Annotated in this window: 18 protein-coding genes and 1 pseudogene; 4 read left to right on the forward strand and 15 right to left on the reverse strand. The window is 39.1% G+C overall.

The genetic code is table 11. The features are described 5' to 3' along the window. Nucleotides 1-17: 17 nt before the first annotated feature. From QQK06_RS02465 to murJ, 9 genes are all read right to left on the reverse strand, one after another. Nucleotides 18-506: a PilX N-terminal domain-containing pilus assembly protein gene (locus tag QQK06_RS02465; protein WP_284243002.1), complete on the reverse strand. Its 489-nt coding sequence runs from the start codon at nucleotides 504-506 to the stop codon at nucleotides 18-20. Next, nucleotides 476-1498 carry a PilW family protein gene (locus tag QQK06_RS02470; RefSeq protein ID WP_284243003.1) on the reverse strand — a complete coding sequence of 341 codons (1023 nt, stop codon included), beginning with the start codon at nucleotides 1496-1498 and terminating at the stop codon, nucleotides 476-478. Before QQK06_RS02470 ends, QQK06_RS02465 begins: the two co-directional genes overlap by 31 nt. Further along, entirely contained in the window at nucleotides 1498-2052 is a 555-nt protein-coding gene (gene pilV, locus QQK06_RS02475; RefSeq protein WP_284243004.1) for a type IV pilus modification protein PilV, read from the reverse strand. The genes QQK06_RS02470 and pilV overlap by 1 nt, the downstream gene beginning before the upstream one ends. Nucleotides 2053-2356: 304 nt before the next feature. After that, the gene (ispH, locus tag QQK06_RS02480; RefSeq protein ID WP_284243005.1) at nucleotides 2357-3286 is read right to left on the reverse strand and encodes a 4-hydroxy-3-methylbut-2-enyl diphosphate reductase; all 930 of its coding nucleotides are present in this window, start codon (nucleotides 3284-3286) and stop codon (nucleotides 2357-2359) included. 9 nt (nucleotides 3287-3295) lie between these two features. Further along, nucleotides 3296-3733, reverse strand: coding sequence for an FKBP-type peptidyl-prolyl cis-trans isomerase (fkpB, locus tag QQK06_RS02485; protein ID WP_284246557.1), 438 nt, complete (start codon nucleotides 3731-3733; stop codon nucleotides 3296-3298). Beyond that, nucleotides 3733-4245: a signal peptidase II gene (gene lspA / locus QQK06_RS02490; RefSeq protein WP_284243006.1), complete on the reverse strand. Its 513-nt coding sequence runs from the start codon at nucleotides 4243-4245 to the stop codon at nucleotides 3733-3735. Before lspA ends, fkpB begins: the two co-directional genes overlap by 1 nt. A 94-nt stretch (nucleotides 4246-4339) precedes the next feature. Next, complete coding sequence (ileS, locus tag QQK06_RS02495) at nucleotides 4340-7177, reverse strand: isoleucine--tRNA ligase (protein ID WP_284243008.1); 2838 nt, start codon at nucleotides 7175-7177, stop codon at nucleotides 4340-4342. A gap of 55 nt (nucleotides 7178-7232) precedes the next feature. Further along, complete coding sequence (ribF, locus tag QQK06_RS02500; protein ID WP_284243009.1) at nucleotides 7233-8183, reverse strand: bifunctional riboflavin kinase/FAD synthetase; 951 nt, start codon at nucleotides 8181-8183, stop codon at nucleotides 7233-7235. 128 nt (nucleotides 8184-8311) lie between these two features. Beyond that, complete coding sequence (gene murJ / locus QQK06_RS02505; protein WP_284243010.1) at nucleotides 8312-9883, reverse strand: murein biosynthesis integral membrane protein MurJ; 1572 nt, start codon at nucleotides 9881-9883, stop codon at nucleotides 8312-8314. Between the two features lie 254 nt (nucleotides 9884-10137). On the opposite strand from murJ, the gene rpsT reads away from it, so the two are divergent. Both rpsT and QQK06_RS02515 read left to right on the forward strand, forming a co-directional pair. Further along, nucleotides 10138-10398: a 30S ribosomal protein S20 gene (gene rpsT / locus QQK06_RS02510; protein ID WP_284243012.1), complete on the forward strand. Its 261-nt coding sequence runs from the start codon at nucleotides 10138-10140 to the stop codon at nucleotides 10396-10398. Nucleotides 10399-10586: 188 nt separating this feature from the next. Further along, nucleotides 10587-12242, forward strand: coding sequence for a dipeptidyl-peptidase 3 family protein (locus QQK06_RS02515; RefSeq protein ID WP_284243013.1), 1656 nt, complete (start codon nucleotides 10587-10589; stop codon nucleotides 12240-12242). 80 nt (nucleotides 12243-12322) lie between these two features. On the opposite strand, the gene QQK06_RS02520 is transcribed toward QQK06_RS02515, so the two are convergent. The 4 genes from QQK06_RS02520 to QQK06_RS02535 form a co-directional block, all read right to left on the reverse strand. Continuing rightward, nucleotides 12323-13057, reverse strand: a complete 735-nt coding sequence (locus QQK06_RS02520; RefSeq protein WP_284243014.1) for a tRNA-uridine aminocarboxypropyltransferase — start codon at nucleotides 13055-13057, stop codon at nucleotides 12323-12325. A 110-nt stretch (nucleotides 13058-13167) separates the two neighbouring features. Beyond that, nucleotides 13168-13968: a DUF2884 family protein gene (locus QQK06_RS02525; RefSeq protein WP_284243015.1), complete on the reverse strand. Its 801-nt coding sequence runs from the start codon at nucleotides 13966-13968 to the stop codon at nucleotides 13168-13170. Between the two features lie 274 nt (nucleotides 13969-14242). Beyond that, a complete protein-coding gene (locus QQK06_RS02530) occupies nucleotides 14243-14452 on the reverse strand; it encodes a cold-shock protein (RefSeq protein WP_284243016.1) in 210 nt (69 codons plus the stop codon). A 196-nt stretch (nucleotides 14453-14648) separates the two neighbouring features. Then, the gene (locus QQK06_RS02535) at nucleotides 14649-15170 is read right to left on the reverse strand and encodes an RNA methyltransferase (protein WP_284243017.1); all 522 of its coding nucleotides are present in this window, start codon (nucleotides 15168-15170) and stop codon (nucleotides 14649-14651) included. 223 nt (nucleotides 15171-15393) lie between these two features. Between QQK06_RS02535 and lepB the strand changes: the two genes are divergently transcribed. Both lepB and QQK06_RS02545 read left to right on the forward strand, forming a co-directional pair. Next, a complete protein-coding gene (gene lepB, locus QQK06_RS02540; protein WP_284243018.1) occupies nucleotides 15394-16047 on the forward strand; it encodes a signal peptidase I in 654 nt (217 codons plus the stop codon). A 131-nt stretch (nucleotides 16048-16178) separates the two neighbouring features. Then, nucleotides 16179-16958 (forward strand): peptidylprolyl isomerase, encoded by a 780-nt coding sequence (locus QQK06_RS02545; RefSeq protein WP_284243020.1) that lies wholly within the window; start codon nucleotides 16179-16181, stop codon nucleotides 16956-16958. 90 nt (nucleotides 16959-17048) lie between these two features. Here the strand turns inward: QQK06_RS02545 and QQK06_RS02550 are convergent. Together QQK06_RS02550 and sstT are read right to left on the reverse strand one after the other, a co-directional pair. Next, nucleotides 17049-17171, reverse strand: a pseudogene (locus QQK06_RS02550) (PhnA domain-containing protein); the annotation flags it as partial. A 308-nt stretch (nucleotides 17172-17479) separates the two neighbouring features. Next, nucleotides 17480-18700 (reverse strand): serine/threonine transporter SstT, encoded by a 1221-nt coding sequence (gene sstT, locus QQK06_RS02555; protein ID WP_284243021.1) that lies wholly within the window; start codon nucleotides 18698-18700, stop codon nucleotides 17480-17482. Nucleotides 18701-18719: the final 19 nt, after the last annotated feature.

The following is an 18719-nucleotide window of genomic DNA, read 5'->3' on the forward strand; positions in this document are numbered from 1 at the left end:
CCAATGAGTACAAACCTTTAATTACGCAATAATTGCTGAGCGATGCCTGAATTTACCTCAACATTACTGCTATCAGTTCGACCATATGTTCGATTTACTTGTAATCTTAAAACATTACAAGTAAATACCTGAGCGGAAGAAGCAGAACGAGAGTGGGGGCAATCTGCTTCCAGTTCAAAATCATTATTTCTAATATCTATGCAACCTGTGGCACTCGTTTTAGTGCCAGTTAGCAATCCATCGCAAATAGGAAAGTTAACTAAACTTTGAGCGAAATTGTTAGTATCACCCTCTACCTGATTATAAATCACCTCGTCAGCAGCGCTTAACGCTTCTTGCGTCGCCACCACTTCTTCTTCAGTAGCACCCGACATTTTCATGTCAGTAGTGGTATTTTGCATCAAAGCAGCTGCAACCGCGGTCAATGCAATTAAAAATACTAACGAGACAACTAGAACAACACCACGTTGCTTAGTTAAATTGCCGGTAAGTTTTGTGGTGGCCATGAGTCTATCCTCGCATTAAACAATGTTACTGTCGCACTAAACAGTAAACGACGATAATTATCGTCAACCGTATATTCTAGATTACCCAAGTGATAAGTATTAGTATTAGAGTATTTGTTATCAGGCAATACGCTACGAGCTAAGACATAAATCTTAACCGCAATAATTGATGACGTCACTGACGCTGTTGCTGAAGTAGCAGCATTATCCCAATAATCTGGGTTATTATTCATCTCATCTGCCGAGATATAACTATTTACCATACCATTACCAGAAGTATCTACACCATACATAAAACGGATCATTTCGATACCATCGACAACAGGAGAAAATACCATACTGTCTGTCAATCGCCCCTGCATTAACACAGGAACTTTATCGCTGCCCTGAGATTGTTCAGTAACATAATAAATATGGTGCTGATATTCCCAGATTTGGCTATTATCAATTGTAGGAGGTGTAGCACCCCCTCCATCGAAAATCTCACCATGACCAATATTTGTCATTAAATAATAACGTTCATCATCAACATCTGCTAACAACACCGGGTCACCTAACACCCGCTTAATTTGAACTATGTCAGAATCTTCTTTTGCTGGATTAGCATTAGCAAAGCAACCAAGAGGGTTAGTATTTGAGCTATCAACCGTTATTCCCCATAAGGTTCTAAAATGACCTGCGGCAACAGGAAAGGTCGCATTATTAATGCCTTGACCAACGCAATCATTAGTCGGCGCTGCTTGCACAACGCCATTAAGGCTTGATAAATCAAATGTGCCGGTGTAATCCCCCCAGAAGTCCTGCCTTAACAAATCATGAGTCAATAGGTTCAGGGCAAAACGTCCATTTTCTTGTAATTCACCAAAGCTAGAAGTTTCGGATGTCGTGGTTTTCATACCAACAAAAACGCTTAATACACCTGCAAGTAAACCTAAACCAACCGCTAAAGAGATCAGTAGCTCTACAACAGTAAATCCTTTAATACGATTCATCAGCTAACAAACGCCTCCACGAGTACTTGTCGACGTTTCTTATTTGCCGTACTACCACCGCAATCACTGACGTTGCTGCCATCTTTTTGACCGTCTTGAATTTTTGTCCGTCCTTCCCAAGTAATAACGACAGTAATAGCATTGTCACTCACCCCAATACACCCTGTTGCACCAACTAATCCACCCGCATTACTAGTGCCATTTTTAACATCGGCTCCCGTTAATGCCAGCTCCCATTCATAAAGATCATTAGTGACCATTTCCGCTGGTAAACATAAAGACGCCGTACTATTACACCGCTTCGATGGTTCAGCATTGAGTGTAACGCCATAGTCACTACCAACATAACTTGCTAACTGAGTTGGATCATTACTGCGCATTCTATCGATAATATCTTGTGCTAACGCAGAAGCTAGAGAACGTTGCATTGCATCAAAGCTGCCTTTTTTCGCTGACGCTTGCATAGCAACTGCCCCTAATACTCCTGTTACTAAAATAAATAAACCGATTAATACTTCAATAAAGGTCATGCCTTTATTACTACAACGCTTCATAGCCATTACTCATTTTGCTTTACAGAAACACGGACAAGAAAATACCTGCCGATAAAAGAAAATATAATAGACTTTAATGGATAAACACAGGAAAGCGACATTTTATTTTCATAAAATATCGAAGATAATTGAACATATGTGTTAAAAATCACTAATGTGAACCGCATTAACCCATACCTTACATCCGTATAATGAATAGCCATCCTCACAATGCACAGTCACTATTCATTTAATAACGCTTAATTAAAGTTAGGCCTAAGCTCACTGTGAAAATACTTGCTTAACTTTTAGCCTTTCATTAAGACTAGCGCAATTCTAGCGGCACCGCAAATACCGTATCCTCTTTACGGCCAGGAAATTCAGTAACCTCTTGTCCGCCATGGTTTTTCAACATATCTATGACCTGCTGTACCAGTATTGCTGGTGCAGAAGCCCCAGCAGTTACTCCAATCGAATTAACGTTTGTTAACCATTCAAGCTCAATATTATCAGCTGTATCAATTAGATACGCTTTAGTACCAATTTTTTCTGCAAGTTCCCTTAATCGATTGGAATTAGAACTGTTTTTTGCACCAACAACCAACAACAAATCCACTTCACTAGCAATTGCCCGCACCGCATCCTGACGATTTTGTGTCGCATAGCAAATATCATCTTTGCGTGGGCCTTCAATAGATGGAAATTTTTCCCGAAGCGCATCGATAACATCACTAGTATCATCAACCGATAATGTCGTCTGGCTGCAATAATATAATGCTTCAGAATTTTTTACGCTAAGTTTAGCGACGTCCTCTGCAGACTCAACCAAATAAATACCGCCATCATCGTTTTCATATTGCCCCATAGTGCCTTCAACTTCCGGGTGCCCAGCATGGCCAATGAGAATACATTCAATACCTTTACGACTAGCGCGTGAAACTTCCATATGCACTTTAGTCACTAGTGGACAAGTAGCATCAAAGACTTTTAAGCCTCTACTTTTAGCTTCATTTCGTACCGCTTTTGATACTCCGTGAGCGCTAAAAATAACCGTACTGTCATCCGGCACTTCATTTAGTTCATCAACAAATACCGCTCCGCGTTCTTTCAAACCGTTAACGACAAACTTGTTATGCACCACTTCATGGCGAACATAAATTGGTGATTCAAACAGATCAAGTGCACGATCGACAATGCTAATAGCGCGATCTACCCCGGCACAAAAGCCGCGAGGATTAGCTAAAATAATATTCATAGTCTCACCTTACAATATATCAATAACGTCAATATTAAAGGTCACCGCTTGACCTGCCAGCGGATGGTTAAAATCAACCGTTACAGAGTCACCAGACACTTCAGTGATCATCCCCGGCAGCTCCACCCCGCCAGGCTGAGTAAAAGTAATAATATTTCCCACTTTCGCTGGGGCGTCTACTGAAAATTTACTGGCATCAACATAATGAATGTTATCTGGGTTCGGTTCACCAAACGCATCTTTTGCCGCTAAAGTAAATTCTTTATTACTACCAATAGTTAAGCCTAGCAATTGCTGTTCAAATGCCGGGGAAATACTTTCATCTCCCATAATAATTTTAGCAGGCTTATTATTAACTTTAGTACTATCCGCCGCAGAACCATCTGCTAACTTCATCGTGATATGAACAATAACCTGTGAGTCGTTTTCAATCATCTTAGCCATAATTATTTCTCTTTAACTGCGTGCGTATTTTCAGAGTTACTTTGTTTAAACGAATCAATAATCATCAATACGGCACCAATAAATATGACCGAATCAGCAATATTAAAGGTTGGCCAATGATAACTGCCGATATAAAAATCCAAAAAATCGATGACATAACCAAAAAGCACGCGATCGATTAAATTACCTAATGCCCCACTTAACATGCAGGCTAATGCAATCGCTAAGACAGTGTGATCTTTAGGTGTGCGTTTAAGCCAAACTAAAAAAACGATGCTGGCAGCAACAGCGATCAAAGTAAAAAACCAGCGCTGCCAACCTGGCTGATCAGCCAAAAAGCTAAATGCAGCTCCAGGGTTTTGCGCGTAAGTAATATTAAAAAACGACAAAACTTCAAAAGACTGATGTAGCTCCATCGAACCAGCAACCCAATGCTTAGTTATTTGATCAATCAATAAACACACTAGAGTGATCCACAACCAGGATAAGCCGGATTTATTTGTAACTTGACTCATATATATTCTCTGAGTAAATAAAAATGCTCAGCACACCAAAATAGGAGCTCTGAGCATATATAATAATTTAACTAATTAAACTAGCCATATGGACTTACGCAAATTTACGCTGTTCACCTTCACCATCAACATTAGTCACACAACGGCCACAAAGTGTTGGATGACTTTCAGACTGGCCAACATCTTCTGTGTGATGCCAACAACGTTCACACTTAGTTCCGGAAGAAGCCGTCACCGTTAACCACAAACCATCAATTTCGGTAGCTATAGCTCCCTCTGGTGCTTGTTCTACCGTCGTAACTGTCGCATCAGAAGTGATCAAAACAAATCGTAATTCGTCCGCCAACGCCGTTAACTTATTGGCTAGCGTAGGTACAGAATATAATGTCACACTTGCCTCAAGTGCTTTACCTACTATTTTTTCCTTACGAGCATTTTCTAACGCCTTATTGACTTCAGTCCTTACCTGTAAAATGCTGTTCCAATATTCATTATTGAATTGGCTATCATCGGTTAAATGCACTAAGCCATCAAACCAAACATCAGTAAAGACAAACTCCCCTCTTTCCTCGCCATCAACTGACGGTAATGCCTGCCAGATTTCTTGAGCGGTAAAAGATAAAATCGGTGCCATCCAACGAGTCATTGCTTCAGCAATTAAATACATTGTGGTTTGACATGAACGGCGAGCAACACTGCTGTCTTTCGCGGTATATTGACGGTCTTTGATAATATCAAGATAAAAACCGCCCAATTCCGTAGTACAGAAGTTCATTAATTTATGTACGACATTATGAAACTCATAGTTATCATAAGCTTGAACAATTTCATCTTGCAACTGTGCAGCGCGGCCTAATACCCAACGATCAAGTTCAACCATATCACTAACGGCAACTGAATGCTGCGAAGGTTCAAAACCATTAATGTTCGCTAATAAAAAGCGCGAAGTATTACGAATTCGACGATAAGCATCTGCCTGACGATTAAAAATCTCATCAGAAACAGTAATTTCCTGAGTATAATTCACCGATGCAACCCATAGTCGCAAAATATCAGCACCAAGCTTATTAGTAATTTGCGCAGGCGTAATAACATTACCTAAAGATTTAGACATCTTATGGCCGTTAACATCAACGGTAAAGCCATGAGTTAATACTTGTGAATAAGGCGCTTCGCCATTCATCGCCACTGATGACATCATAGAAGACATAAACCAGCCACGGTGCTGATCTGAACCTTCCAAATATAAATCAGCTTTTTTATCAAACTCAACTCGTGCGTCAACGACAGAGTAATGGGTAACACCAGAATCAAACCATACGTCTAAAGTATCAGCTACTTTGACAAAGTCATTAGCGTCTTCACCAATCAACTCTTCTGCTTCAAGATCAAACCAGGCTTGAATCCCTGACTTTTCAACACGCTGCGCTACTTGTTCTATTAATTCCAAACTACGTGGATGCAATGCACCTGTGTCTTTATGAATAAATAACGCAATCGGAACCCCCCAAGTACGCTGACGTGAAATACACCAGTCAGGGCGGCCTTCTACCATAGATTCAATTCTGCTTTGGCCCCAATCAGGGATCCATTTTGTCTTTTTAATTTCTTCTAATGATGCTTGACGCAGCCCTTGTTTATCCATACTAATAAACCATTGCGGTGTCGCACGGAAAATAATCGGGGTTTTATGACGCCAGCAATGAGGATAAGAATGCTCATAAGCATGATGGTGCAGCAATGCACCTTTTTCGTTTAACACATCAACAATTGACGCATTCGCTTTAAAAACGTGTTGCCCGGCAAATAAAGGTAAATCATCAAGAAAAACACCATTTGCTCCAACCGGATTAAAAATTTCCAAGTCATATTTTTTACTGACAGAAAAATCATCAACACCGTGACCACCAGCAGTATGCACACACCCAGTACCCGAGTCTGTCGTTACATGATCACCACAGATAATTGGTACAGTAAAATCATAAAACGGATGATTAACTTCAACTTTATCTAAATCAGCTCCTTTACAGAAACCTAAGGCATGATATTTATCAATACCAAAACGATCCATGCAAGACTTCACTAACTCAGACGCTAAAATCAAACGGAATTTTTCATTCTCTTTTTCACATTGTACTAAGGTATATTCAACCGCAGGGTGAACAGCAATAGCGCGATTAGCAGGCAAAGTCCATGGCGTTGTAGTCCAGATCACAGCAGAGATTTCCCCTTCACCACTGTGGTTTTCAGGATGAGAAAACTTATCAGCTATGCTGTTATCCGATACAGTAAATTTCACGTCAATTGCTGGTGATTGTTTATCTTTGTATTCTACCTCAGCTTCGGCTAATGCACTGCCACAATCCGTACACCAGTGAACAGGCTTAAAGCCTTGCTGCAAATGACCATTTCCAGCGATTTTACCTAATGCGCGGATAATGTTCGCTTCGGTATCAAAGTTCATGGTTAAATAAGGTTTTTCCCAATCACCAAAAACTCCAAGACGTTTAAAATCCTCTCGTTGCCCATCTACTTGCTTAATCGCATAGTCACGACACTTTTGACGAAATTCTGCCGCCGTCACTTTATGGCCTGGTTTACCAACTTTCTTTTCTACCATTAGTTCAATCGGTAGGCCATGACAGTCCCAACCAGGTACATAAGGAGAATCAAAATCAGATAAGGTTTTAGCCTTAACAATAATATCTTTTAAAATTTTATTTACAGCATGACCTAAGTGAATATTGCCATTCGCATAGGGAGGACCGTCATGGAGAATAAACGATTTTTTACCCTTCTTAGCGGCGCGAATTTTGCCGTAAAGATCTTTACCAGCCCAATCTTTTAGCATTTGCGGTTCACGATTTGCCATATTTCCTTTCATTGGAAAAGAAGTCGCTGGCAAATTCAGGGTATGTTTATAGTCACTCATTTACATTACTATCCATTATTGTCGACGTTAGACCAAAGCTAACTCGGATTCACTGTTAATTACTTGCTAATGCCCTAAGATATTGCTGGGCCTGTTCACTATCTGCTTTTATTTGCTCGGTTAGCTCAGCTAACGAAGCAAACTTTTGTTCTTCTCGAAGTTTCTTTAATAAAATCACTTCGATTAGTTGTCCATATATATCACAATCAAAATTAAATAGATGCACTTCTAACTGCTGACGCACACCAAAAAATGTCGGTCTTGAGCCAATATTAGTGACGCCATAAAAATTGCCATTACCAGTTTTCACTTCAACCACGTAAACTCCTGAGACAGGAGACACTCGTCGTTTTAACAGCACATTCGCCGTAGGAAAACCTAGCTGGCGTCCTCGTTTATCACCGTGAAATACCCGGCCGATAATAGAGTACGGTCGACCTAACATCTGTGTGGCATCATCCAGCATATTATGAGCTAGTGCAGTTCTAATAGCTGTACTGCTGATCCGGCAATTATCCAGCTTACAACTGGCGGTATCTGAAATGCCAAAATTAAATTGCTTACTTGCCGCTTGTAAGGTCGAAAAGTTGCCCTGACGATTTTTACCAAAGTGAAAATCATCGCCTATGATCAAATATTTGATCTTTAAACTTTGCACTAATAAATGTTCAACAAATTCGTTCGCGCAAATATTGGCAAATTTACGATTAAAGTTCACACAAATTAACCGCTCAACACCTAACTGCTTTAATAACACATATTTATCTCTTAAGCGTGTTAATCGAGCTGGTGCCGTTTGTGGTGTGAATAGTTCCCTAGGCTGAGGTTCAAACACCATTACAGTAGCGACACTATTTAGCTCCTGCGCTTTTTTCACTAATGCTTTAATTACTCGTTGATGTCCTAAATGAACGCCATCAAAATTACCTATGGTTAGCACACAACCGCGTCCATCATTCAAAGCTTGATTTGACTGAATATTGTGGATACCACGAATTAACTGCATTTAGCTGATAGACCTTAAATTGCTTGTTGTTAGCTGGGTAATCACTACCACATAAAATAAAAACCGACGAATTATAGCTTAGTCAGTAGTAAGAATCAGCACTTGACCACAATTAGTTGTACTTTTTTTTAACTTGGATTTTTTATCGTGAAATCACTAGGCCTTACACCCAAAATAAAAAGACTGGCAAAATAAGCAATAGCCCCGGATAAGATAGTTAACACTAGTTGAATAATTTGTTGGCTAAAATCCATCGTTAACCAAATATCAAATTCAGGTGATAACCTATAAACCACAGCCGCCATCATTAATGCTGCCCCAACCACTTTGATAATAAAGCGATAACAAACAGATGATAACTGATAAACCCCCAAGGTTTTTAACCCCTTATAAAGCCAATACGCATTTAATGTCGCCGACAATGTTGTCGCTATGGCTAAACCTACATAGCCAAAAAATGGTGCTAGCATTAGATTAAACGCCATATTTGCTACCATAGCCTTAATCCCTATTCTTACCGGCGTTTTAGTATCTTGACGCGCATAATAACCAGGTGCCATCACTTTAATAAACATAAAGCTCATCAATCCTGCCAAATAAGCAAATAACGCAAAAGACACTTGTATGACGTGAAACTGGCTAAACTCTCCACGCATAAACAGCACCATAATAATAGGCTGAGCTAATACCATTAAGCCAGCCAGTGCCGGCCAACCAAACAAGCTAATAATTTTAATCCCCCAATCCAGAGTTTGGCTGAACTCTTGCGGATTATTTTTAGTATGTAACCTTGCCAAACTAGGTAAAATAACTGTCGCTATGCCGATACCAAACAAACCTAATGGAAACTCCAACAAACGATCTGCGTAATAAAGCCAGCTCACAGAGCCGGTTACGAGAAAGGTGGCTATTTGAGTATCCAGTAACAAGTTAATTTGTGTCACTGAAACACCAAATAACGCAGGGGCCATCAACTTTCTGATCTTTGTTACTCCCTTTGCATGCCATGCCCAACGAGGTCTAACTAATGCACCAGCTTTATATAAGAATGGCAATTGAAAAAGAAACTGTATCAACCCTCCTAAAAATACCCCCCAGGCCAGAGCGTATTCAGGGTTATCAAACCAGGTGCGTCCCCATATCGCCATCGAAATAATAGCAACATTGAGTAATACCGGAGTAAATGACGCAACGGCAAAGCGACCATAGGTATTTAAAATAGCTCCGGCTAATGCCGTGAAACTGATAAACCATAGATAGGGAAAAGTTATTTTTAATAGGCTGGCCGCTAAATCAAATTTTGTTACACCTTGTTGATCCAAAGCATCTAAAAAAAAGCCAGGACCAAAAATCATCACTATAATTGGTGATGCCAGCATGCCCACTAAAGTCACTAAGGTAACAATTACCCCCAGCGTCCCTGATACTTGTGCGATCAGCTCTCGCGTCTTTTGAGTATCTTGATCAATGTCTTTTTGGTGGTACTCACTTAACACAGGAACAAATGACTGAGCAAAAGCACCTTCAGCAAACAATCGTCGTAAAAAATTAGGGATTTTATTAGCAAAGAAAAACGCATCAGCCGATGCTCCTGCGCCCATCATATTCGCGATCACCACATCTCTTACTAAACCTAATATTCGGGACACTAAGGTCATAGCACTGACCACAATGCCAGACTTTACCAGTTTTTTGCTCAAGAGATTTCCTTTAAATACTAGCTGAACAACAAGTTACTTAGCCGCTCATTATGCGGCGAACTAATGTTATTTAACAAGGGAATAATCGACATATCCGGTAATTGTCTCCCCTAATTACTGGCAACTGTGGTAAAATTACGCAACAGCTTAGACAAATTGAAATAAAACGGCGAAAATATTTGACAATTCAGATAAAAAAAGGCATATTTCGTCGCCTTAAATTTAAGCTATATAATTCATTTTAGGAGTTCACCTTGGCTAACTCAAAGCAAGCTAAGAAGCGCGCACTACAATCAGAAAAGCGCCGTCAACACAATGCAAGTCGTCGTTCAATGATGCGCACTTTATTAAAGAAAGTATCCGCTGCAATTGAAGCCGGTGATAAAGAAACTGCAACTACTGAGTTTGCAGCAGTAACACCAATTCTTGATCGTTACGCAAGTAAAGGTCTTATTCACAAAAATAAAGCGGCTCGTAGTAAAAGCCGTTTAAATGCAGCGATTAAAGCGCTTTAATTTTTGTTGAATCAATTGTAGTAAAAACCGGCAAATGCCGGTTTTTTTATATCTGTTTCCCCTAACTACCACGATTCAATCAAACCAATACTATTTATTTTTTAACAGATATTGCCAAGCCTACGTTTTTTTTCTAGTCTCTAGGGCGTATTGACCTAACGAATAATTACAACAAGGCTAAAATTCTCATGAAAATTTCACATCTTGCCAGCATTATTTTATTGGCAACTTCAACTCTTAGTGGCTGTAACGAGAAAACAGTCTCCGTTAACCCACAATCACCTCAGCTACTCGACAGCTACCAAAGTCGTTTAGATATTTATACTCCGGTGACGTTAACAACAGATCTTTCTCATTTATCTGACAATCAGAAGAAAATGATCGCGCTGTTAATTGAAGCGTCAGATATTATCGATGATTTATTTTGGCAACAAGCATTTGGCCCAGATAAAAAAGCATTTCTATCCGCTATTAGCGATGAAAAAGTCAGAAAATTTGCTGACATTAATTATGGCCCTTGGGATCGACTAGCAGGCGATAAAGCCTTTTTTACAACAGTTGAAGAGAAACCATTAGGCGCTGAGTTTTATCCGCATGATATGACCAAAGAAGAGTTTGAAACTGCTGATTTCCCTGATAAAAAAGGCTTATATTCTTTAGTTAGAAGAGATAAAAATGGCCAATTAACCACGATTGCTTACTCTGAAGCTTACAGTGAACAATTAAATCGCATTGCCGTGATATTAGAAAAAGCCGCCACGTTTGCAGCAGATAAAGAATTCGCCAATTATCTAACCATGCGCGCAGAAGCCCTACGCACAGATAATTATCAGCCATCAGATTTTGCCTGGATGGAGATGAAAAACAATCCGATTGATGTCGTCATTGGGCCAATTGAAACGTATGAAGATCAATTATATGGCTATCGTGCGGCTTTTGAATCTTATGTATTAATAAAAGACATGGCATGGAGTGAAAAGCTCGCCAAGTATGCGGCTTATTTACCAGAGTTGCAAAAAGGCTTACCGGTCAGTAAAAAATACAAACAAGAAATACCAGGCTCAGATGCCGATCTTAACGCATATGATGTCATTTATTACGCAGGCCATTCCAATGCGGGCAGCAAAACTATCGCCATTAACTTACCTAATGATGAAGAAGTACAGCTAAAAAAAGGTACACGCCGCCTACAACTTAAAAATGCTATGCAGGCAAAGTTTGATAGCATCTTAGTACCTATCGCTAAGCAGCTAATCGTCCCTGAGCAACGAAAACATGTCAGCTTTACCGCTTTCTTTGCCAATACTATGTTTCATGAAGTCGCGCATGGTTTAGGGATCAAAAATACCATTAATAATAATGGCACCGTCCGTCAGGCATTGAAAGAACACGCTTCAGCATTAGAAGAAGGTAAAGCAGATATCCTCGGTTTATACATGATTCGTCAGTTACTTAAAAAAGGCGTGATCACTGAAGGACAATTGGAAGATTACTACACTACCTTTTTAGCTGGTATTTTCCGCTCTGTGCGTTTTGGTGCCAGCTCTGCCCACGGCAAGGCTAATATGGTTCGCTTTAACTACTTTGCCGAACAAGGAGCGTTTACTCGTAACGAGCAAGGCCAATACAGTGTCAATATGGAAAAAATGACAAACGCTATCGATGGCTTATCAAAACTAATTTTGGAGTTCCAGGGAAATGGTGACTATCAAGGTGTTGATAAATTAGTCAAAAAAAGTGGCATCATTCCTCAGGAATTAGCCAGTGATTTAGCCCGTTTAGAAAACGCTGGCATCCCGGTTGATATCACCTTTAACCAAGGGAAAAAAATCTTAGGACTGTAATTCCGCCCCCCCAGTAAAAAGCGACATTAAATGTCGCTTTTTACGTTTCAATCGCTAAATACTTCTTACAGCGATAATAACTACTTTGCTATCAACCTTTTGTACCTTTGCTCGGCTTCTGCGTCTCCTTTATTGGACTGACAAACACTGCGTTGATACTGATAGTTATAATAATCAAACCAACTATCTAATATTGCAGCATTATTATGTTCCCCTATCACAGCTAGTACTAACGCCGCCACTTCAGCAGTAGCCAATTGGTGCCCTTTGGCTGATGTTCTGATGTGATATTTAGGTAAATAGTCTTTCGCTAAAAGTTGTTGCGGGTCGATAGATAATATAGGTATCCCTTGCAAATAAGGGCTTTTACGAAACATTTTTTTTGCTTCCCGCCAGCTACCGTCAAGCAAAATAAATAATGGCTGCTTTTTATTATTCAAAACCACAGATTGATGAAATACCTGTTGCTCTTCTGTCGCATATTCGGAAGGAAAAATAATAAAAGGCTGATATTTTTCATTTTTAATAAGATCGAGCAATGCATGATCAACCTCAGTTCTTGACCATAAAAACGCATAGGTCTGAGGAATAAGGTCCGCAATTAACTTACCTGTATTACTCGGTTTTAACACTTCTGTGTCATACATCAACAACAGAAATGCTGCTTTACTCGTTAATGAAACTCTTTGCTGGCAAAGACAGTTTTCCTTGGCCAACCGGCAATAGTCGCAACGATCAACCTTATGACCTCGCGATTTATAGGTAGTTGTCGATAAGCTTTTACGATATTGGTATAGCTGATGAACGGCGTGCATAGCATGGCCATTTAGTGAATGAGAACGCAGTATAAATTATTGTAACCAGATAAAAAAGGGTACCAAAATGGTACCCCCAATCAACCCAGAGAAATTAAATTGATTGAAAACTAAATTTTATCGTTATGCGTAATATCAGCAGAAATCACGTCAAATTCACTCATTTCACTAATTTGTGATTGCAACTGCTGTTCTAACTGATCAATTTTATAAACGGAAAAACATAGTGCTTCGCCGCGCTGCTCTATTTCGGAAGCTCTTGATTCCATTTCATGCTCAATTTGTTCACCAAAATTTTCCATTCTGGTTTCAAAAGCTTCCATATCACCGCCAGCAAACAACATTTCTTGACCGACCGCAATTAACAAACTTCCCATTGAGTTTTGAATCGTCTGTTCGACAACATCTTCAATCCGCTGTTCAAACTCTTCACCAAAAAATTCATCCGCAAACTCGCCTTGCTCGTCAATGTAAAACTCTTTATCACTGGCAAACCGTTGCTCGACTTCATCTCGCACAGCATGTAACTGCATCGTTAACTCAGCGCCTATATCATTGCCCTCGCCAAGTAACTCATCAAATGCTAGGTTAACCCCTTCAGTGGCTAAATTAATTGCATCTAATGCTAAAACTTTAACTTCTGGTACAACGGCACGGATCTGGGTCGAATACTCACTCACTATTGATTGCTGGTGGCTATCTAAGTCGACTTCCTGACCGTTAACTATTAAAGTTTCATTGTTAATGATTTGGTAAATAGGCTGCTTTTTTTGAATAAACTCGATTAGGTTTTTATTAATTCTCAAACCAGCATCTAAATCGACATCACACCCATCAGATGAAATATGGCGATCATGTGCGAAAGCTGAAGTGGTTGTTAATAAAATGGCGCTAGCTAATAATAATTTCATTGAAAGACCCTTTACAATTTATTTGCTGTAATTGATCTAGTACTATTCAAAACCAATGCCAAACTTTAATTGATTGATTTATAAAGAATTTAATTATTAACACTTATTGGCATGCTAAGGTAAGTAAGGATAAACAGTGAAATGAACGATTATTTAGTCAATTTAACTAATAGCAATAATTTCACTCAATAAAAGCAAGAGTAAATTTCAGGCACAAAAAAAGGTAAGCACTTAGCTTACCTTTTTAGTCATTTTTTCTCTTATAAAGAAAAAATTATAAAGCGACGATGTTTTCCGCTTGTGGGCCTTTTTGACCTTGAGTTACAGTGAACTGAACTTTTTGGCCTTCAGCTAAGGTTTTGAAACCGTCGCCAGAAATTGCACTAAAGTGTGCAAAAACGTCAGGACCAGACTCTTGCTCGATAAAGCCAAAGCCTTTAGATTCGTTAAACCATTTTACTGTACCAGTAGTTGTATCAGACATAATAATATCCTATTTAATTGAGTAATTTTTTGCCCTAAGGCGGTGTTGCAGAGAGTCTAACTATTACTTATTAAACAGGACGAGCTAATACTAACTTCGAAACGATGTACATAAATAGTGGTCTTACTTTCTAGCTAAGTGGGATTCTATCTGTTTGCCGCCAAGAGTCAAGCAATTTCGTCTTTATAATCAATATTTACTGAGATATTTTCACTTTATTATTGGTATCTCGGCTTTGCCTGATCAATTCATCACTTGCTATGACCCCGGCAGACTTAGCAAGGCGATCATAAAGCAGTACATTAACACTTGCCGCTAAATTCATACACCCTATTGTTGGCACATAGACCACATGATGTGCGTCATCTATCAACTCTTGACTTAAGGTGCCATCTTCCGGACCGAAAATATAGCAGGCATTGTCAGGGTGAGTAAATTGCGGTAACGGCGTAGCGCCTTCGACTAATTCAACACATACGATAGACATGTTTTCTGGTACGCTAGCTAAGAAATCATCTGTAGCAACTAGTGGAATTTTAGCACTGATGTTTTTAGTGTCTGTAGCAAACTTAGCAGCATTAGCATAACGTTGCCCTGTATATAAGACTTTATTCGCCTGATAGCAGCCTGCCGCTCGCATTACCGCTCCAACATTACTCGGACTTTTCGGATTAGTTAATCCAATAATAACTTGCCCTTTAATTATCTGCTGTTTCACTTATTTTGACTACCACTAAGCAATGAATAATTGGCAATAATAACATTTAACTTATACAAAAGAGCGCCATTGATAAAATTAATATCGATTATACATTGTTACAAAGCGATCAAATAACAAGTTTACTCCATAGTGAACTTTTGCTTTCCTTATCAATCAAATAACATCTATTTACCCTACTCGCTATCATCATTAAATTACGGACAAAGTTAACGGAGCAATAATGAAGAAAAATTACCTACACCAAACTTGGCAAGCAAATAAATCCTTGATTATTTTTATTGTGTTGATGTCTGTTTTTAGGAGCGCCATTGCGGATTGGAACGATGTTCCTACCGGCTCCATGAAACCAACGATTGTTGAGGGAGACAGAATTTTTATCAATAAACTGGCATACGACATCAAAGTCCCATTTATTAACCAATCTCTAATTGCACTGGATGATCCAAAAGTAAATGATATTGTTATATTTGAATCAAAAGTAGCCGAAAAACGCTTAGTTAAACGCGTTATCGGGGAGCCAGGAGATATTGTTGCCATGAACAATAATCAGCTCATAATAAATGGTAATGCCGTTACTTATCAGGTAGTCAATAAACAAAATAATCAAACAATCTATCTTGAATCGATTAATGGTCAAACACATAAAATTCAATTAACGCAGCAAGAATCAGACTTACGCAACTTCGCTCCAGTTAAAGTGCCACAAGATCACTACCTTGTATTAGGAGATAACCGAAATAATAGTGCAGACTCACGAGTTATTGGCTTTGTTCCGCGCGAAGAAATCATCGGCCGCTCACAAAATGTGGTCTTTTCTCTTAACTATGATAACTACCTGTTACCGCGCAGTGAACGATTTTTCCGAACGCTATAACTGTCCTTGCAGTAACAACACAACCAAACAACAAGTGATTACATTAGATAACAATAAATCACTTGTTGTTTCACTTGCCTATACCTATTATTCAACGCCAAGGAACAAACAAATAACCTAAAATAAAACTTATGAAAAAGCTCTTATCACCTTTACTACTCGCTGCTGCGTTTAATAGTACTAATGCCTTGGCCACTATTGTTGAATTTCAGACTTCTCACGGTAACTTTAAAGTCAATTTACATGATGAGACTACGCCAAAAACCGTCAATAATTTTTTAAACTATCTCAATGCGGGTAAATACAACAATAGCATCATTCATCGCACAGTCGATGACTTTGTAATTCAAGGTGGCGGAGCCAAGTTTGAAGGTACTCTTCCTCCAACCTGGCTTGAAACAGAGAACCCGATTGATAATGAACCAGTGTACTCAAATGTCGCTGCTACTATTTCCATGGCTAAGCAGAGCGGAAAAATTAATAGTGCGACCAGTCAATGGTTTATTAACACTAAAAATAATGCCTCAGTACTAGACCCGGTTGATCCTTATGGTGGTGGCGCATATGCCGTATTTGGTGAAGTGATAGAAGACGGCATGGATGTCGTTAATGCTATTGCCGAAATACCACGTTGTAATACAGGTTACGACGGGTTTAAAGAACTACCTATGCCAGATTATCAAGATCAATGTGGTGATGCGAGTGCTGTACCTGGGCAAGAAAATTTTGTCACTATTTACCAAGTGGTGATCTATGACAATACAACAAAAACCGATGATAATTTATCATCAATAAAAAACACGTTATATAAGACTAGTGTCGATAAAGCTGACAACAACAGTAGTAGCGGCGGTTCTATTACTTGGCTAGCATTAATATTACTGGCATTACCGTTTTGTAGAAAAAAATAAAACGCAGCCGTCACACTTTCTGCAAATACGAGTAGGTAAACAAAAAGAGCATCAATTATGGTGCTCTTTTGCGGTAAGTTAAGAATAGCCTTATTTGGCTTTCTTTACATAAGCAGCGACTAATACAATGCGAGCACTATTAACTTTACCTTCAATATGCTCAGAGTTATCGGTTAAAGAAATTCCCCTTACCATTGTGCCTTGCTTAGCTGTGCACTACCGTTACGGGTCGGCGGCACCTGATAAACACTTAATGTATCTTCGCTGCACAAGGTTCACACTTATTACCACTGCGTTGCCGTAGCGCTTATTCAGTCGCTATAGTTTATTTTCCTGTAAAATTTAACCGTTTATCTTCTTCATAAATATCGTATGAACTTGATAAACAATTTAGGCTAATAAAAAATAGGGGGATTAGGCCGAAAGAATGGAAAATGTGACTGTTAGTTAAATGTAAGGCTGGTTAATTTCAAAAAAATTAACCAGCCTTACGTTATATCAAATTAAATATCAGTAGCAACTTACAGATTTTTAGTAATATGGTGTGAGGCTGCTGCAGTAAACACCACATCAGTTGAACTATTTAATGCAGTTTCTGCCGAGTCCTGGATCACGCCAATAATAAAACCAATCGCCACTACTTGCATAGCAATATCATTACTAATACCAAACAAGCTACAGGCAAGAGGGATCAGTAACAATGAACCACCAGCAACACCAGAAGCTCCACAGGCCGAGATAGATGCGATAACACTCAATAAAATAGCGGTACCAAAGTCAACATTAATCCCTAGAGTATTTGCCGCAGCTAATGTTAGTACAGTAATGGTGATTGCTGCTCCCGCCATATTCACTGTGGCTCCTAATGGAATAGAGACCGAATACGTATCTTCATGTAAATCCAGTTTACGACAAAGTTCCATATTAACCGGAATATTAGCGGCAGAACTGCGGGTGAAAAATGCCGTAATACCTGAATTTTTTAAACAAGTCAGCACCAATGGGTATGGATTTCTCTTCATAATTAAAAAGACGATCAACGGGTTAACAACCAAAGCAATGATCAACATAGCACTCAATAATACTATCACTAGCTGGCTAAACTCCCCTAAAGTTGAAAAGCCCGTCGTCGCAACTGTATTAGCGACTAATCCTAAAATCCCTAATGGCGCAAAACGTATCACTATTTTTACAATGCTAGATATTGCATCGGCTAAATCATGCACCATAGCTTTACTGCTGGCATTTGCTTTTTTTAAGGCAAAACCTAAACCTAAACCCCAGGCTAAAATACCGATAAAATTTCCGGTGGCTACCGCATTAATCGGATTATCTACCACCTTAAAAGCTAATGTAGTTAATACTTCGGTTAAGCCTTGAGGAGGGTTTGCTGTCGCCCCGGCCAAATCAAGGGTCAAATGTACAGGAAATGAAAAGCTAATCAATACGGCAATAAAAGCCGCGCTTAATGTTCCTACTAAATATAAACCAACAATAGGTTTTAAATTTGCATCACTATTAGCCTTTTGATTAGCGATAGATGAAGCCACTAGCACTAATACTAAAATCGGCGCTACCGCTTTTAAGCCGTTAACGAACAAGCTTCCTAATATAGATAATGATTTAGCAAGTTCAGGAGCAGCAACCGCTAGCGCAACACCGAATAAAATGGCAATAATAATTTGATTAACAAGACTAATAGATTGTACTTTTCTATAGACTGAGGATGATGCAAGACTCATATTGACTCAACTTTTTATT

It is taken from the genome of Thalassotalea insulae (assembly GCF_030161395.1).
In the GTDB taxonomy this organism is placed as follows: Bacteria; Pseudomonadota; Gammaproteobacteria; order Enterobacterales; family Alteromonadaceae; genus Thalassotalea_E; species Thalassotalea_E insulae.

Coding starts and splice junctions, on each gene's coding strand:
- QQK06_RS02465 (WP_284243002.1), bottom strand. CDS start 506: ATGGCCACCACAAAACTTACCGGCAATTTAACTAAGCAACGTGGTGTT.
- QQK06_RS02470 (WP_284243003.1), bottom strand. CDS start 1,498: ATGAATCGTATTAAAGGATTTACTGTTGTAGAGCTACTGATCTCTTTA.
- pilV (WP_284243004.1), bottom strand. CDS start 2,052: ATGAAGCGTTGTAGTAATAAAGGCATGACCTTTATTGAAGTATTAATC.
- ispH (WP_284243005.1), bottom strand. CDS start 3,286: ATGAATATTATTTTAGCTAATCCTCGCGGCTTTTGTGCCGGGGTAGAT.
- lspA (WP_284243006.1), bottom strand. CDS start 4,245: ATGAGTCAAGTTACAAATAAATCCGGCTTATCCTGGTTGTGGATCACT.
- ileS (WP_284243008.1), bottom strand. CDS start 7,177: ATGAGTGACTATAAACATACCCTGAATTTGCCAGCGACTTCTTTTCCA.
- ribF (WP_284243009.1), bottom strand. CDS start 8,183: ATGCAGTTAATTCGTGGTATCCACAATATTCAGTCAAATCAAGCTTTG.
- QQK06_RS02515 (WP_284243013.1), top strand. CDS start 10,587: ATGAAAATTTCACATCTTGCCAGCATTATTTTATTGGCAACTTCAACT.
- QQK06_RS02520 (WP_284243014.1), bottom strand. CDS start 13,057: ATGCACGCCGTTCATCAGCTATACCAATATCGTAAAAGCTTATCGACA.
- QQK06_RS02525 (WP_284243015.1), bottom strand. CDS start 13,968: ATGAAATTATTATTAGCTAGCGCCATTTTATTAACAACCACTTCAGCT.
- QQK06_RS02530 (WP_284243016.1), bottom strand. CDS start 14,452: ATGTCTGATACAACTACTGGTACAGTAAAATGGTTTAACGAATCTAAA.
- lepB (WP_284243018.1), top strand. CDS start 15,394: ATGAAGAAAAATTACCTACACCAAACTTGGCAAGCAAATAAATCCTTG.
- QQK06_RS02545 (WP_284243020.1), top strand. CDS start 16,179: ATGAAAAAGCTCTTATCACCTTTACTACTCGCTGCTGCGTTTAATAGT.
- sstT (WP_284243021.1), bottom strand. CDS start 18,700: ATGAGTCTTGCATCATCCTCAGTCTATAGAAAAGTACAATCTATTAGT.